This window comes from Alteromonas sp. ABE4_545 (assembly GCF_056161325.1).
In genome coordinates this window covers 161157-175756 of record NZ_JBSWYY010000004.1, presented here as the reverse complement: position 1 = coordinate 175756, position 14600 = coordinate 161157, and the positions used below count along the sequence as shown (strand labels likewise).

The 14600-nt window shown below is 44.6% G+C and carries 13 protein-coding genes; all 13 read left to right on the top strand.

Annotation, left to right across the window (positions count from 1 at the left end; all coding sequences use genetic code 11):
* Positions 1-2: 2 nt before the first annotated feature.
* From ACXAH6_RS05950 to ACXAH6_RS05890, 13 genes are read left to right on the top strand one after another with little or no spacing between them, the layout of a single operon-like run.
* Positions 3-3443, top strand: a complete 3441-nt coding sequence (locus ACXAH6_RS05950; RefSeq protein ID WP_474875725.1) for a 6-hydroxymethylpterin diphosphokinase MptE-like protein — start codon at positions 3-5, stop codon at positions 3441-3443.
* Positions 3436-4440: a UDP-N-acetylglucosamine 4,6-dehydratase (inverting) gene (gene pseB / locus ACXAH6_RS05945; RefSeq protein WP_474875724.1), complete on the top strand. Its 1005-nt coding sequence runs from the start codon at positions 3436-3438 to the stop codon at positions 4438-4440. The genes ACXAH6_RS05950 and pseB overlap by 8 nt, the downstream gene beginning before the upstream one ends.
* On the top strand, positions 4437-5582 hold the full coding sequence (gene pseC, locus ACXAH6_RS05940; RefSeq protein ID WP_474875723.1) for a UDP-4-amino-4,6-dideoxy-N-acetyl-beta-L-altrosamine transaminase: 1146 nt from the start codon (positions 4437-4439) through the stop codon (positions 5580-5582). The genes pseB and pseC overlap by 4 nt, the downstream gene beginning before the upstream one ends.
* On the top strand, positions 5579-6283 hold the full coding sequence (pseF, locus tag ACXAH6_RS05935; RefSeq protein WP_474875722.1) for a pseudaminic acid cytidylyltransferase: 705 nt from the start codon (positions 5579-5581) through the stop codon (positions 6281-6283). The genes pseC and pseF overlap by 4 nt, the downstream gene beginning before the upstream one ends.
* Positions 6273-7235, top strand: a complete 963-nt coding sequence (locus ACXAH6_RS05930) for a glycosyltransferase family 9 protein (protein ID WP_474875721.1) — start codon at positions 6273-6275, stop codon at positions 7233-7235. The genes pseF and ACXAH6_RS05930 overlap by 11 nt, the downstream gene beginning before the upstream one ends.
* A 3-nt stretch (positions 7236-7238) precedes the next feature.
* Positions 7239-8291: a pseudaminic acid synthase gene (gene pseI / locus ACXAH6_RS05925; protein WP_474875720.1), complete on the top strand. Its 1053-nt coding sequence runs from the start codon at positions 7239-7241 to the stop codon at positions 8289-8291.
* Complete coding sequence (pseG, locus tag ACXAH6_RS05920; RefSeq protein ID WP_474875719.1) at positions 8291-9313, top strand: UDP-2,4-diacetamido-2,4,6-trideoxy-beta-L-altropyranose hydrolase; 1023 nt, start codon at positions 8291-8293, stop codon at positions 9311-9313. The genes pseI and pseG overlap by 1 nt, the downstream gene beginning before the upstream one ends.
* The gene (locus tag ACXAH6_RS05915) at positions 9306-9872 is read left to right on the top strand and encodes a GNAT family N-acetyltransferase (RefSeq protein ID WP_474875718.1); all 567 of its coding nucleotides are present in this window, start codon (positions 9306-9308) and stop codon (positions 9870-9872) included. The genes pseG and ACXAH6_RS05915 overlap by 8 nt, the downstream gene beginning before the upstream one ends.
* 36 nt (positions 9873-9908) lie before the next feature.
* A complete protein-coding gene (locus ACXAH6_RS05910; RefSeq protein WP_474875717.1) occupies positions 9909-10148 on the top strand; it encodes an acyl carrier protein in 240 nt (79 codons plus the stop codon).
* Positions 10132-10887 carry an SDR family NAD(P)-dependent oxidoreductase gene (locus ACXAH6_RS05905; RefSeq protein ID WP_474875716.1) on the top strand — a complete coding sequence of 252 codons (756 nt, stop codon included), beginning with the start codon at positions 10132-10134 and terminating at the stop codon, positions 10885-10887. Before ACXAH6_RS05910 ends, ACXAH6_RS05905 begins: the two co-directional genes overlap by 17 nt.
* Positions 10888-10897: 10 nt before the next feature.
* Positions 10898-12253, top strand: coding sequence for an AMP-binding protein (locus tag ACXAH6_RS05900; protein WP_474875715.1), 1356 nt, complete (start codon positions 10898-10900; stop codon positions 12251-12253).
* Positions 12243-13346 carry a LuxE/PaaK family acyltransferase gene (locus tag ACXAH6_RS05895; protein WP_474875714.1) on the top strand — a complete coding sequence of 368 codons (1104 nt, stop codon included), beginning with the start codon at positions 12243-12245 and terminating at the stop codon, positions 13344-13346. Before ACXAH6_RS05900 ends, ACXAH6_RS05895 begins: the two co-directional genes overlap by 11 nt.
* Positions 13343-14557, top strand: coding sequence for an acyl-CoA reductase (locus ACXAH6_RS05890; RefSeq protein ID WP_474875713.1), 1215 nt, complete (start codon positions 13343-13345; stop codon positions 14555-14557). Before ACXAH6_RS05895 ends, ACXAH6_RS05890 begins: the two co-directional genes overlap by 4 nt.
* Positions 14558-14600: the final 43 nt, after the last annotated feature.

The window sequence follows — 14600 nt, the reverse complement described above, 5'->3', positions numbered from 1 at the left end:
CAATGCTCAAAAATATCCACTTGCACATCCATCGAGATGTAGACAAGCAAAATCAATTAGAGGTTGATGCTGCAGAATCTCTAACCAAACTGCAAATTCAGAACATAAGTGCATTTCAGCGCTACATACCTGCACTGGTACAAACGATACAAAGTGTCGAGGGAAAAAATATTTCTCTACTGTGCAATCGTTTTGGTGAGTTGAATATTGTCGATTACGGCGCCGGACGCGTGATGTATGGGTTTCATCCACAACGAGAAATATTGAGGCAAGTTGAGGAAGCGTGTGTAGCAACACCGTTTTTTTCTCTTTCTGCAGCTCAAATGTCGGATGAGAAGCCTTTACCATTAAACGGTGAAGTGTTGGTCGTGTTGGGCCTCGGCTTAGGGTATCACATAGCCGAACTGGTTGAGCGTTGTCAGTTTCAACACATTATTATTTATGAGCCTGAACCACAGTATTTACGATGCAGTATTGCTGCCTGTGATTGGAAGAGTATTTTACAAACGGCTCAAAATAAGTCGATAGCACTGTACTTTCAGATTGGTAACAATGGGGCAAGTATTGCTGAAGACCTCACCGAATTGCGAGCTAATGTCCCCGTTGAATCCTGTTTCTTGTACAAGCATTACAACCAGCCTGTTTTCGATGCCATTGATTTTGCGGTGAGAGAGCAAGGATGGCAAGGTTTACATGGTCGATATTTCGGCAATGTTAGCAGGGAAAAAACAAATGATGTCGTGCCGTTGTGGCACAGTCCTTTGTCGCAAGCAGAATGGCATCGTGATCGGTTATCTAAAGATAAATATGAAGCCAATCTTCGGGCATTTAAGCAATATTTTCCTAAAATCCACGATGAGTTTGTTAACTATACGCCGGAAAAGTGGGAGCCAAAAGCTAACGCCGATGGTCGAGTGAATGTATTCCATATTAATAAACGGGTTAACTTATATTCTGAATCACCGAAACAAGATGCGATTGAAAGTTTAAATAGTTATGCAAGTAACCCGAAGAAAGACGGGTTAATACTGGGATACACCGGCAAGAAATTACGCCATTATCATCATTATCAGCTGGTTGAGCGAATAGAAAAATTGCTTTCTGAGGGGAGCGAGGCGCAAACCCAGTTACCCGACAAAATACGTTCCATGATCATGTTTGGTCTTGGCGTTGGTTATCAGTTAGAAGAGTTAACGGAAAACTATCAAGTTGAAAAGCTGTTTATTTGTGAGCCGAACAAAGATTACTTTTATGCGTCGTTGTACACGTTAGATTGGCAACATATTCTATCGAGTTTTGATGAGGCGGGAGCTAGGCTGTATATCAATATTGGTGATGATGGGACTAATCTATTTAACGATTTGTTATCACAATTCTATACTATCGGCCCTTATGTACTCTCGCATACCTATTTCTATCAAGGCTATTACAATGAAGCCCTTTTAGACGCTATTGTTCAATTACGTGAACAACTCCAAGTTATGATCGCGATTGGTGATTATTACGATCACGCCAAGTTTGGTATTGCCCATACACGCAGTGTCATGTCTAAAAATACCCATTTCTTGTTGCAGGAAAAGCTACAGTCGCTCTCTGAAACTGATCGGAATGTGCCGGTTGTGATTGTTGGGAACGGTCCGTCTTTAGATGGCCTAATCTCGACGCTGCATGAAATAAAAGAACAAGCCATCATTGTATCATGTGGTACGGCGTTACAAGTTTTGTATAAGAATGGCCTAACCCCTGATTTTCATGCTGAAATCGAGCAGAATCGGTCAACCTATGATTGGGCGTCCAGAATTGGTAATTTTGATTATCTTAAAACCATCCCCTTAATTTCCTGTAACGGTGTGCATCCTGATACTGCGGCTTTATACCAAAGTACTTTTCTTGCCTTCAAAGAGGGCGAATCTTCCACTGTTTCACTAATGGAATTACCTGGGTTTTCTGATTTCGCTAAATTAGAGTTTGCTTTTCCCACCGTGACAAATTTTGCCGTAAATTTGTTTATGGAACTCCGTTTTAACGTGTTCTATTTAGTCGGTACCGACTTTGGTTTTGTTGACGTGAACAATCATCATTCCAAAGATTCTGGTTACTATGATGAGCAGGGTAATCAAACTTATGATTACAACGAAGACAATAATACCGCTATCAGAGTACCGGGAAATCTGCGCCCATTGGTGAATACCAAATATGAATTTAAAGTGGCGAAAAGTATCGTTGAGCAATCGCTAACGACGAGAAAGGTCGATTGTTACAACTTGAATGATGGTGCCAAGGTCTATGGTGCTTTGCCGCTACATTACGATGATGTACTAATTCAAAGTACGGCTGAGGACAAATTACGCAGTCTTTCTCATGTAAAGTCGAATTGTTTTCGTAAAATCGATGACACCCAATTCCAAATTGATTTCAATAAGCGGTACAACTTTAATGTGTTGGAAAAAGAGCTAAATGTATTTGAGAGTTTCATTTCAAAACCAGTAGAGTCTGTCGATGACGCATATAGCTTTGTTGACCGGCAGCGAGATTATCTGTACGCCTCGTATCAAAGGCAGCAGAGTCTACTCTTCTTCTATTTTTACGGTACCGTAAATTTTATTAACAGCGCATTAATGAAAGCTATTGGGTTTTCTGCAAATAATGATGTACCGGAAATTTTTGACCGTATATTGGATGAATGGAAGCACAGCTTTGCCACGATTAAGCGTGAAATATTGGAAATTCCCTTCGCTTTTGACAATACAGGGTCATTCAAAACGTTGCGCAGAAAGGCTTGTTTACAACGCTGGTTTAATGACTCTCCATTCCATATTCAGTTATCTGGCTGTAAAAATTCTACGCGCGTGAGAGACGTGATTCTCGATGCGCAGGGGATAAGCAATAATCCACATGCAGATAAATCTATTCACGTGGTTTTTGTTGAGACGGAAGAGGCATTATTAGCCCATACAGAAAATTCAGATGCGAGCGTATTGTGTGTTACAGATGCGTTGTTGTTAGACACCGTCATAAACACACCAAACTTGCCGCCAGTAGTTTATCTACCAGGCGATTTTCGGGAGCCAAATACCAGTTTTACATGCCATGACGGGTTTATCTTTTTTATTGCATTATTGGTTGATTCTTATCGTGCTAATGTAGCGTTAGCACTACCTAAATTGACATTAGACCCAGTCATGCAGCAGCTATCCGATTATTATCATTACGACAAGTTTGCGTCTTTTAGCGCTTATGAAGGAACACAATGTGTATTGTTGTCTCGTGAAGCTATTGCAGAGCATGCTCTTATTCAAGCCGATGGCGCTAGAGCGGCTCCACTAGTTAAAAACTGGGCGTTTGATACGTTGATGGGGCATGAATTACCGATGACAGAGCAAGATACAATCAAGCAAAATATACAAAATACCTATTATCTTGAGACCAGCAAAAATGATTAATTTCAAAGACAAATCAATATTGATAACCGGCGGTACCGGTTCCTTTGGCAAAAAGTTTGTCGAGTATTTGCTCGCGACAGCGCAGCCGCGAAAAATCATTATTTATTCTCGAGATGAACTTAAGCAATTTGAAATGCAGCAACGCTTTAATGCCAAATGCATGCGCTATTTCATTGGCGACGTGCGCGACAAAGAGCGCTTGATGACGGCAATGAAAGACGTGGATTATGTGGTGCATGCTGCCGCCTTAAAACAGGTTCCCGCAGCGGAATATAATCCTCATGAATGTATCAAAACGAATATCGATGGTGCGCAGAATGTTATTGATGCGGCGATTGCGAACAATATTTCACGGGTCATCGCCTTATCGACTGATAAAGCCGCCAATCCAGTGAATTTATATGGTGCGACTAAGTTGGCATCCGATAAGTTATTTGTCGCCGCCAATAACCTCTCTGGCGCTAAAGGGCCTCGTTTTTCCGTAGTTCGTTACGGAAACGTGGTGGGTTCTAGAGGGTCTGTCGTGCCATTTTATCGCCAGTTATTAGCGGAAGGAAAAACGAAGCTCCCGGTTACTCACACTGAGATGACACGTTTTTGGATAACCCTTCAAGAAGGAATTGAATTTGTTGTTCAGAGCTTTTCTCGTATGCAAGGCGGAGAAATTTTTGTACCCAAAATCCCTTCTATTCACATTTTAGATTTGGTTGAAGCGATGAGTGGTAAGCGCGACTATGAAGTTATTGGGATACGACCCGGTGAAAAGCTTCACGAAGTGATGGTGCCTCAAGAAATGGCTCACCATTCTATTGAATTTGAAGACCATTTTGTAATTGCGCCAGCAATCACTTTCTTTGACAAAGATGTCAACTACTTCAAAAATCGCAATGGTGAAGAAGGTAAAGCTGCGCCTGAAAAATTTGAATATCACTCGGGGCAAAACCCACATTTTCTTACCATAGATGAACTAAAAGAGTTGGATAAATCAACGCTATGATCCCCTATGGCAAACACAGTGTTCACCAAGAAGATGTGGATGCTGTTGTAGATGTATTGCAAAACCAGTTTCTGACTCAAGGACAGCAAGTACCTGCGTTCGAGTTGGCGTTGAGCCAGTACACAAAAGCTCAACATGCTGTCGCTGTCAATAGCGGTACATCGGGGTTGCATATCGCGTGTTTAGCTGCGGGTGTGGGACAAGGTGATATTGTTTGGACGGTGCCGAATTCGTTTGCCGCATCAGCGAATTGTGCCTTGTATTGTGGTGCTAGCGTCGATTTTGTCGACATTGACCCAAAAACGCGCAATCTGTCTTTACCACGCTTAGCTGAAAAGCTCGACAATGCTAAACGTATGAATGCATTACCTTGTGCAATTGTGGTGGTGCATTTTGCAGGAAGTAGCTGCGATATGGCAGCGATAAAAGCGCTAATCTCCGACATGTCGATTGTTTTAATTGAAGATGCAGCTCATGCACTCGGGGGGCGAGATGCCGCTGGCAATAAAATAGGCGCATGTGTCTATTCGGATATGACGGTGTGCAGTTTCCATCCAGTGAAGTCAATTACCACTGCGGAAGGTGGTGCGGTTTTAACCAATAACGAGACTTTAGCGCAAAAGCTGAGATTGTTCGCGAGTCATGGGATTACAAAGGACCCGGCGTACATGCCAGAAGGTCATGATGATGAACCCTGGTTTTATGCTCAACAACAACTCGGTTTTAATTATCGCTTGAGTGACCTCCACGCAGCGCTTGGGCTCACTCAGCTCAAACGTTTGGATGATTTTGTTGCATCGCGACTGGCATTGGCTCAGCGCTATCACGAGGCTTTGTCGCACCTACCGATTGTGTTACCCCCCCTCGACGTCAATAGTGCATGGCACTTATTTGTGATCGAATTACAGGCGCACGATAGAAAAACCGTATTTAACCAGCTACGAGAAAAAGGGCTGGGAGTAAACGTTCATTACATTCCCATTCATTGGCACCCTTATTATCAACAGTTAGGGTTTCAACGCGGTGATTACCCTGTGGCAGAGAATTATTATCAAAACGCAGTGACTTTACCTTTATTTCCCGCGTTAACGGCCGATATGCAACAGCAAGTGATTGATATTCTTTGTGAGGTTTTGTCGTGAATATAGCTGTGATCCCTGCGCGAGGTGGCAGTAAACGTATCCCGGGTAAAAACATAAAGCTGTTTGCCGGTAAGCCCTTAATTGCTTATTCGCTGCAAGCTGCAAAGTCTTCAACACTTTTTGATGCGATTATCGTGTCGACCGATTCTGATGAAATTGCTGAAATAGCCTTAGCCAATGGCGCAACAGACGTAATTCGTCGCCCCGCAGAATTGGCCAACGATCAAATTGGCACGACGCCCGTGATACAGCACGCAGTGAAAACTTATGAGGCAACACATGGGCAGGTGGACTACGTATGTTGTATTTACGCTACAGCGCCTTTCTTGAATGCTGAAAGCCTTCAACGTGGGTTCTCTGCATTGTCGGGAGATTCGAGCAAGTACTATGCATTTTCGGTGACGTCGTTCCCGTTTCCCATTCAACGCGCTATCAGAGTAAAAGATAATGGCGTGGAGCCCATCGACGCAGGCAATATGGGTAAGCGTTCACAAGATCTTGAAGAGTGTTATCACGATGCAGGACAGTTTTATTGGGGGACGGCACAGGCATTTGAAACGCGACAGCGCATGTTCGCAGCGCATAGTATCCCTATTGTATTGCCGCGATACCTAGTGCAAGACATAGACACCCCCGAAGATTGGGAACGCGCCGAACTTATGTATCGCGCTTATATAGAACGAGAGAATCATGGCGAATAAAATACTGCTTATCCGCATGCTAGGTTTTGGCGATGTGACCTGTATTGGTATTCCTGCACTGCGGCACCTACGTCAAAAATTTCCCGACGCAGAATTGCATATGCTTACTTACGCCGCGGGCGAGGAAGTGATTAAACTCGCGATGCCCGACGTGAAAGTGTATGCCCTCAAAAAAGGTGAATGGCCTGAGGATATTGTCGGCGCAATGCAGGTTTTCATGGGGCTTGCCGAAGATATTCTCGGTGAAGAATATTCACAAATCATTAATTTAGATACCTGGTTTATGCCATGTTTTTTGGCGCGTTTTCTCAAAGATGCCGGTGAGCCAGTGTCAGGAAACACGATTAGTCTTTCTATCACTGAATTGGTCGATGGTTTACAAAACCAAACCCTGTCGCCTGATTATGTTAATTTCCCGAGCCAGTACATGCAGAGCAGCTGGTTGAGCATGGCACAATGGCATACGCCGTGGTGGGAGCATGGCACCCCTCCTGAACTAGGCTATCCAGAGTTTTACCTGCGACGGTGTTGTGGGTTCGGTGATATTGCTATGGACATGCAGATCAATATTCCAGCCGATGAATATTTACTTTCACAGCAGCAACCGATTGTGGCATTGAATACACAAGCTCGCACGCAAGAGCGTTGTTACCCATATACTTCAGAGTTAGTGTCTTTACTGGAAGCAGAAGGGGTATTGGTGTGGCAAGGTTTTGATGGCAGCGAGCCTCTTTCTCGCACATTAGCGAAGTTAAAAGCGAGCCAATTATTGGTCACTGTGCCGTCTGCGCCCCAGTGGCTGGCAACAACCGTTAATACTCCATCTTTGGTGATAACGGGGCATGTTGACCCGCGAACCTTGATGCCTGATTACGCCACCGAAATGAGTGATACGCCAGTTGAGCCAGCCAGTATCGCAGCAGGTGTAATCGCTATATTGAGTGAGAAATAGAGCATGGCGACGATAAAAATTGGTCAGCGTGAAATTGGTGAAAATCACCCTCCTTTTATAATCGCTGAGTTAAGTGGTAATCATAGCCAAAATTTTGAGCTGGCCTGTCAAATGGTCGATGCGGCAGCGGCGGCTGGTGCGCATGCGATCAAGCTGCAAACTTACACTGCCGACAGCATGACACTTGATGTACAACACGGCGAGTTTGTTATCAACGAAGAAGACAGCCTGTGGCATGGTGAGTCGTTACATGCGTTGTATCAAAAAGCGGCTACGCCATATGAATGGCATCAAGCCTTGTTTGAACGTGCTAACCGTTTGGGCATGGAGGCGTTCAGTTCACCGTTTGACCCTGATGCTGTGGACTTTCTCGATGGACTCGGTGTCCCTTGTTTTAAAATTGCGTCGTTTGAATTGACCGATTTACCATTAATTGCCAAAGCGGCGAGCAAAGGCAAACCCCTTATTATGTCTACTGGCATGGCAAGTTTGTCTGAAATTGAAGATGCCGTTACGTGTGCAAAAGCAAACGGGGCTACTGATATCATTCTGCTTAAATGCACCAGTACATATCCAGCAGAACCTGTGAATACCAATCTTGTCACTATTCCCAATATGAAAGGGGCATTTGGTTGTGAAGTGGGATTAAGCGACCACACTGGTGGAGTTGGCGTGGCTGTGGCGTCGGTTGCATTGGGTGCCTCTGTGATTGAAAAACACTTTGTACTTGATCGTGACGCAGGGGGCGTAGACGCCGCTTTTTCGTTGGAGCCCCAAGAGTTACAACAGCTTGTTGTCGAGTCGGAACGAGCTTGGTTAGCGATGGGTAAAGTGACCTACGGCGGTAGTAAAGCTGAGGACGACGCTAAACAGTATCGACGCTCTATTTACGTGGCGCAAGATATTGCGCAGGGCGAGCTCATATCGAAAGACAACATTAAAGTTATTCGTCCGGCATTTGGATTAGCGCCAAAGCACTTTGAACATGTAATAAATAAACGCGCTCGTTCCACGATTAAAAAAGGGACGCCTTTATCATGGGAGCTTATTGAGTAGTGCAATGCTTGGTTTTTTGTGTCGAAGCAGGAAGTCAGCAAGGCGTCGGTCACTTAATGCGTTGTTTGGCACTTGCACAAGCGGCTGATGCCGAACAAATTCCCAGCTACTTTTTGTTAACTGAGCAAGGCAAACATATCGCCTTGTCTCGGCATGATTGGGTGGGACATATTTTAACTGTGCAAACCGAATCAGACATGGTTGTACAATGCCACAGTATAAAACAGCACACCGATGTTGCGGCAGTGATTGTGGATGGCTATGGTTTTTCTCCCTCATTGCTCACCCAACTGCGAACTGAGCTAGATTGCATTGTGTTAATGGATGATACCTTGTCTCCATTAGTTGCGTTGGCTGATCTGGTGGTGAATCCCGCAGGAGAAAATCAACACAGCAACTACCAAGTGCTGAACCCAAATGCTCACTTTTGTCTTGGTGGGCAATTCAGGTTGCTTAGAGAGCAATTTAATCATGTTTCACCTGTTGATTTTCCACAACGTCTTAGCCTTACCATCAACTACGGTGGAAGTGATCCCTGTGGTCTTACAGTCCCGACGTTACGGGCGTTTCACAATTTGGCTCCGGATATTCCTTTGCGTGTCATTACCGGCCCGAGTTTTTCATCATTGCCTGAACTAAAACAAGTTCTACAAGAAATAAACAACCCCACCCAACATATTCACAATGCGCAAGATATGGCAGATGTTTGGCAACATTCTCGATTGGCCATTAGTGCAGCCGGCGGCGCACAATTTGAGTTACACGTATGCCATACGCCTGCAATTTTAGTGGTTGTTGCCGATAACCAAGTTAATGCAACAGAAAATGCGCAAAGCCAAGGGTGGTGCGAGTGCTTTGATGGGCGAGTTCACGCAGATGTTAACGCTCTCGTGGGCCGAGCTATTGAGTTGTGGAAAGACGACGAACAATTAAATCATATGCATATGGCAGCTAAGCATGGAGCAGACAGCGTTGGGGCACAACGGGTGTTAGAAGCAATTGCGAGATTACAACATGATTGAAGTGTCGCACACAGCCAGTGGCGTGATCATTAACGGATATCAGGTAAGGCTTCGTCCTATACAATCTGTAGATCTGGAACAGTTACGTGCGTGGCGTAATTCCGACACAGTAAGGCGACAAATGCTTAATCAGTCACCGATATCGGAACAGCAACAGTTGGCTTGGTTTTCAAAATTGCAGCACGACGAAACCCAACAACATTGGGTGGTGGAGTACAAAGGGACACCAATAGGTTCGACGAATATCAGAGTTAGTGATTCGCAAAGCACCATACAAGATGCCAAAGTACTCGAAGCGGGTTTATATATCGGTGAACCCAAGTATCAAGGGAATATACTGGCTTTTGCACCTACATTAGCACTGTATGATTATTGTTTTAACACGCTGAATATAGAGGCTTTTAAAGCAGTGGTGTTAAAAACCAATCGAGCCGCATTAAATTACAATGAGAAGCTCGGTTACGAGATAACCAGTCAGGGAGATTTAGTACATCTTTACTTGCCTTCAACCCAATATGAACGGCAAACTACGATGCTGAAACGATTTTTATCGAGATAACATCTCAACAACACCAATTACTCAAGCGAGGGTCGAGTGGATAATCAACAACAATTGGTCGCGGCGTTCAGCAAAGCATTAGGTATTGCTGAAAATCAAATCGTCGATACACTGACATACAATACCATTCAAGAATGGGATTCCACCGCGCACATGATTCTTATCGCCGAATTAGAAGATACCTTCGATGTGATGCTAGATACTGACGACATTATCGATATGAGTTCAGTGGCTAAAGCAAAAGAAATACTCGCAAAATATGACGTTCAATGCTGATTTACTGAATCTAAAATGCTGTGTTATTACCGGTGCTAATAAAGGTATTGGCGCGGCTATTGCCACCGTTTTTGCGAATGCGGGAGCTGAATTGTGGTTGTGCGCCAGAGATGAAACGTCACTAGCGCCTGTAGCCGAGCAGTGTGAAGCTTTGGGCGCAAAGGTGCATACCTTAATTTTCGATGTACAAAATGCACAAGAGGTAAAACAGGCTTATTCCCACATCCATAAAGTGAGCCGAAAGCTAGATATACTCGTGAATAACGCTGGCGTGTTACAAAGCGCTTTGTTGGGGATGGTGACTGAAGCGAATTTGCATTCTACTTATCAAACCAACGTTTTTGGGGCGTTATACAACACTCAATACGCTGCGCGATTGATGGCCCGAAGTGGTGGTGGCAGTGTTATCAATGTGAGTTCGATTATGGGTGTGAAAGGCAGTGCAGGGCAGGCGGTTTATGCTGGCAGTAAAGCTGCCTTGTTAGGCATGACGGCTTCGCTGGCAAAAGAATTAGCCGCACAAAAAATACGCGTCAACGCCATTGCTCCGGGTTTCATCGACACGGATTTGGCGCGCGACCTCGACCCAGAGACATTTACCAAAAGGCTTGACTCAATCGCCATGGGAGAAATTGGCAAACCCGAAGATGTTGCCAACTGTGCCCTGTTTCTCGCCTCGGATTTAGCGTCATACATCACCGGCCAAGTGATTGGTGTGGATGGTGGAATGTTGATATAACGAGTGCATCATGGGGCTGTCTTTTCCAGAACATTCAACCGAGCAGATTGCCGTCATTGAAGGTGAGTTACATGTTACCTACGGTGAGCTTTGTCAGCGTATTGATACGCAAGTAAAGGCGTTATCTAAATTTACCAATAAATCACTTTTTGTAGTAAAGACCACCAATACACTCAGTGTGCTTGTTCAATATCTCGCGATTTTAAAAACCGGTCACTGTGCCATGCTTGTCAGTGATGAACTGGCAAATGATGCCCTAGAACAATTACTTCAAGCGTATCAACCTCAAGGTATTTTTGATCGACAAGGCCTCACTGAACTCGACAATCAGGTATCGTCGATTGGTGCTGATGTGGCGTTGTTAATGTCAACGTCGGGTAGTACCGGTGACCCTAAGCAAGTCGCGTTAAGCTACACAAATTTATACGCGAATGCTGAAAGTATCTGCGCGTTTTTACCGATCAAGCCAAGTGATAAGACATTGGCAAATTTGCCCATGCATTATGCTTATGGGCTGTCAGTGATTAATTCCCATTTGTTAGTCGGTGCTACTCTCGTTTTTACCACTCACACACCAGTGGAACCCAATTATTGGGCATTACTCGAATCAACACCTATTCACAGTATTGCTGGCGTACCTCACAGCTATGAAATGCTAGCGAGATTGGGATTTACCAAACGTTTACTGCCCCAGTTGCGATATTTGACTCAAGCGGGGGGGAACCTAAATTCTCGTTGGGTGAAGCATTTTAATGACTATTGTCACGCTAATCAGAAGCAATTTTTTATTATGTACGGTCAAACTGAAGCGACGGCGCGAATGGGATGGTTGGCTCCTGAATCAACCGCCAGCAAACCCGAGTCGATTGGTAAAGCGATTCCAAACGGAGAGTTCTCGTTAATTGATTTAGAAACTGGCAATCCTATCACCCAAACTAACCAGCAAGGTGAATTGATATATCAAGGGCCTAATGTCATGTTAGGTTATGTAAACTCTCGGCCAGAATTAGCTCAATTCGATAGTATTAATCAGTTGCATACGGGTGATTTGGCATACGTCGACGATGATGGTGATTACTACATTACTGGGCGCTTAAAGCGCATGATAAAAATTCACGGTCAACGCATCGCGCTAGATGCAGTAGAGGCAAGATTGAGTGATGCTGATAAGCACGTTGTTTGCTGCGGGAAAGACAATTTGCTAACGGTATTGAGTGATACTCATGTGGCAACAAGTGCGATCGAGATAGCCAAGTTATTGCACATTCACCCTAGTACCGTACGTGTTCAAGCGCCAGTAGAATTGTTGTACACAACGAATGGCAAGTATGACTATGCCTCGATGCAGGAGCGTTATGGTGCCTAATGATATTCAGCAGTTAATTAGTGACGTGCTTGAGCAGCCAGTCTATGGCGTGAACAAATTCAACAAACAAGCGGTGCTCGGCAAAGTTTTTAGTACGTTACACGAACATCACATCAAGGCATCGTCACATTATGGCTCGCTTTTCTCCGATGTCGCTTTAGGTCAAAACGACTCGTCAAATATTCAGCTCAGTGATTTTCCGTATCTCGCGGTTAGGTTGTTCAAACTCTTGAAGTTGAGCAGCATTGATTTGGATGAAGAATTTAAAGTGTTACGCAGCTCCGGTACGACAGGACAATCACCTGCACAAGTTGTGCTGGACCGACAGACCAGCTCGAACCAATCGAAAGCCCTTGTGCGTATTATGCAAGAGTTTATAGGCCGACAACGCTTGCCTATGTTGATCATAGATAGTCCTGCGGTATTAAAAGACAAAGCCTTGTTTTCGGCACGTGGAGCGGGTATTCAGGGCATGGCATTTTTTGGTCGCAAACCGGTTTATGCTCTCGACGAAAATATGGCACTCGATATCGATGCTGTATCGACCTTTTGTGAGCAAAACCGCGGTAAACCAGGACTCTTGTTCGGTTTTACTTTTATGGTTTGGGCGAACTTTATTCAGCAACTTAAGCGCAGCAATCGTACACTTTCCTTACCACATGGCGTGTTAATTCACAGTGGTGGATGGAAGAAGCTGGTTGATCAGCAAGTCGACAATGCCACATTTAAATCAACGGTCACGGCCGTGACTGGGATCGAAAAAATCCATAATTTTTACGGTATGGCAGAGCAGGTCGGCTCAGTGTTTGTTGAATGTGAACATGGGCATTTGCATTGCCCGACGAGTGCTAACGTTATTGTTCGAAACTTTACCGATTTGTCGCCAAATCCAGTGGGTGTAGAAGGTCTAGTTCAGGTGCAGTCTGTGATACCAACGAGTTACCCTGGGTTCAGTATTTTAACCGAGGATAAGGGAACGCTACTCGGAGAAGATGATTGTAGTTGTGGCCGTCTGGGCCGATATTTTTCGATATCTGGTCGATTGCCAAAAACCGAATTACGTGGGTGTAGCGATACCGGGAGCCAAGTATGAGTATCTCGATAGTGTGCCCCAACGCCCACAGCCGCCTGAACGAAGGTGTAGAATGGAGCGAGTTTAAGGCACACGCCTTATTTGATGAAAGCACGAATTTGTTGCCCCAAGACCCACACATACTCTCTTTTATTGGTACCTTGTCGTCTGAATTAATGCGTAGCGAGTTAGCGAAAGATTTCCCCGAGCTTATCGCATTGGGCTTTTGGCTCAGAGCGTCGAATACTAAAGCCTATTACGCGCAACTGGGTGATGATTGGTTTAAACCTGTTGGTTTGGTGGTGCATTATGCGCCCAACAACGTCGATACACAGTTTGTGTATAGTTGGGTGTGCAGCTTATTAATGGGCAATCGCAACCTGATTCGATTGGGTAGCCAAACTTCACCTTTGCAGCAGGCTTTACTCGAAATTATCGAAAAGGTGCTTGGTTTGGCTGAACACCAGGCTATCGCAAACACGAATGTATTTTGTCGTTTTGAGCGTGACGCCAGTGTGAGCCTTGATATTGCCCTTGCGGCAGATGCAAGAGTGATTTGGGGCGGCGATGATAGCGTGTCGGCCATTAAGCGGCTACCCACAAAAGCGCGGTGCCGAGATATTAGTTTCGCTAACCGCTTCTCTTTTGTTGTTATTAATGGCGATGGTCTTTCAGACGCAAACATCGCTTCAGTGTGCGAGGGGCTCAAGCGCGACATGGCGGCGTTTTCCCAACAGGCCTGTTCTTCACCCCGCTACGTATTTTGGCTCGGTAGTAATGCGTTAAAAGATATGTTTTTCAGTGAATTGGGTTCAATGTTACCCTTTGCTGGTATCAATCAACGCAATGAACAATTGGTTTATGCTCAATGGCTAAAGGCAACGAATCAAGCCACTTTGATAAAACAATACGGCAGCTTGTGTATCGTTGATGTTGATAATGAAAAAGACATCGTCAAAGGGTATGAGCTAATAGACACCCATCCAGGCCAGCAAATATTGCTTCACGTACAACTGGATAATTTGGCTGGTTTACAGCCGTATCTCAATAATAAAGCGCAAACCCTGAGCTATTGGGGGCTAGAACAAGCAGAGTTAATTAAGTTTTTATCATTGCCGTCGATAACAGGAGTGGACCGTATTGTTCCTGTTGGGCAGGCACTCACATTTTCGCCAATTTGGGATGGCTATGAATTGCTAAGCCAGCTATCAAGGCGTATTTCGATAAGTTAATTTAGCCCTCATTCAGAATGATGAATGAACGGCGTAATATATT

Excerpts from the sequence above, each read along its gene's own strand:
- ACXAH6_RS05950 (WP_474875725.1), top strand. The coding sequence starts at position 3 with ATGCTCAAAAATATCCACTTGCACATCCATCGAGATGTAGACAAGCAA.
- pseB (WP_474875724.1), top strand. The coding sequence starts at position 3,436 with ATGATTAATTTCAAAGACAAATCAATATTGATAACCGGCGGTACCGGT.
- pseC (WP_474875723.1), top strand. The coding sequence starts at position 4,437 with ATGATCCCCTATGGCAAACACAGTGTTCACCAAGAAGATGTGGATGCT.
- ACXAH6_RS05930 (WP_474875721.1), top strand. The coding sequence starts at position 6,273 with ATGGCGAATAAAATACTGCTTATCCGCATGCTAGGTTTTGGCGATGTG.
- pseI (WP_474875720.1), top strand. The coding sequence starts at position 7,239 with ATGGCGACGATAAAAATTGGTCAGCGTGAAATTGGTGAAAATCACCCT.
- ACXAH6_RS05915 (WP_474875718.1), top strand. The coding sequence starts at position 9,306 with ATGATTGAAGTGTCGCACACAGCCAGTGGCGTGATCATTAACGGATAT.
- ACXAH6_RS05905 (WP_474875716.1), top strand. The coding sequence starts at position 10,132 with ATGACGTTCAATGCTGATTTACTGAATCTAAAATGCTGTGTTATTACC.
- ACXAH6_RS05900 (WP_474875715.1), top strand. The coding sequence starts at position 10,898 with ATGGGGCTGTCTTTTCCAGAACATTCAACCGAGCAGATTGCCGTCATT.
- ACXAH6_RS05895 (WP_474875714.1), top strand. The coding sequence starts at position 12,243 with ATGGTGCCTAATGATATTCAGCAGTTAATTAGTGACGTGCTTGAGCAG.
- ACXAH6_RS05890 (WP_474875713.1), top strand. The coding sequence starts at position 13,343 with ATGAGTATCTCGATAGTGTGCCCCAACGCCCACAGCCGCCTGAACGAA.